Source organism: Sediminibacterium sp. GW821-FHT12F12, from assembly GCF_058806635.1.
In genome coordinates this window covers 1-1,118 of the sequence record NZ_JBXAPW010000030.1, presented here as the reverse complement: position 1 = coordinate 1,118, position 1,118 = coordinate 1, and the positions used below count along the sequence as shown (strand labels likewise).

Sequence of the window (1,118 nt, the reverse complement as noted above, 5' to 3'; positions counted from 1 at the left end):
GGCATCAGGATATTGGCAATCACACGCGTATCTCCTCCCTTCACCGTGAACTTCTCTTCATCCCTGCGCTGGTCGCCCATGTAGAAGCTTACTTTGTAGCTCTCTGGGTTCAGCAGTACCTGGCTGCCGATGCTCACTTTATTACCCACCCTTACACTCGTGTTCGGTGCAAAGCGGATATAGCTGTAGTCGTTGTTCCTGGCTCCCCTGTCGGCCGTGAAGTTCTCTATGTTCAGTACCGTACTCGTAAAACGGATACTTGCTCCCTCTTCCAGGCGGATATTACCAAATGTGCTGCCAGATACCGTTACACTGATACCCTTCTTAACCGTCAGGTTCTTGTAGTTACCGTTTAAAGTAGCATTGTTCTGTGAAGCGGTTACACTTGGCAGGTTGTGGGTGCTGGCCGTATTGTACTGCATCGTAGGCAGGGTTACCGCTGCGATACCGATTACCTGGCTGTTCAGCGTAATGCCGTAGCCGTCTTTATCGATCCTCGGCGCTTTTACAAACGAACCCGCTCCTGTTACTCCGCTATAGCTCTTGAACTCCGCTTCGCCCCTGGCTGTCATAATACCTACGCTGCCGCTTAAGACTTTGTTGTATTTACCCAGTTCCACTTCCTTGTAAGCAAGGATGGTATAACTGCTGCTGAGGGTCTGTTTCTGGAAATTGTATACTGCTGAACTGGCACTTATACATCCTGTTACCGATGACTGGGTGTACAGGTAGTAGTTGCCATCTGCATTGGTTAAACCAAGGCTTAACACAGGGTTGGCGCTGAAGGTTCCCGGGGTATTGCCGGCCGACCAGCTATATAGAGCCGGATTAATGCTGGAAGATGCCGTTAAGCTGGTCTGGTTACAGAACGCATCGGCATTACTGCTTACATAGGTAGCTACCGGTAATGGATTCACCACTACAGTTGTGCTGCCGGTGCTGGTGTTGCCGTTTACATCCGTTACCGTCCAGGTAATGGTGGAAGTGCCGATGCTGAAGGCACCCGAAGCATCATAACCCGTACCCGTTCTGCCGGTAGCTCCTGTTACCGCATAAGTAACCGTGGCGATACTGCAGTTATCCGTAGCGCTGGCCGCTGGGATCGTGTACTGGGTACT

General features: G+C 51.1%; 1 protein-coding gene. It reads right to left on the bottom strand.

All coding sequences use genetic code 11. From position 1 onward, the window contains the following. A partial coding sequence (locus AC1RNB_RS18550; RefSeq protein ID WP_493085249.1) for a hypothetical protein occupies positions 1–1,118 on the bottom strand: 1,118 nt, incomplete at both ends.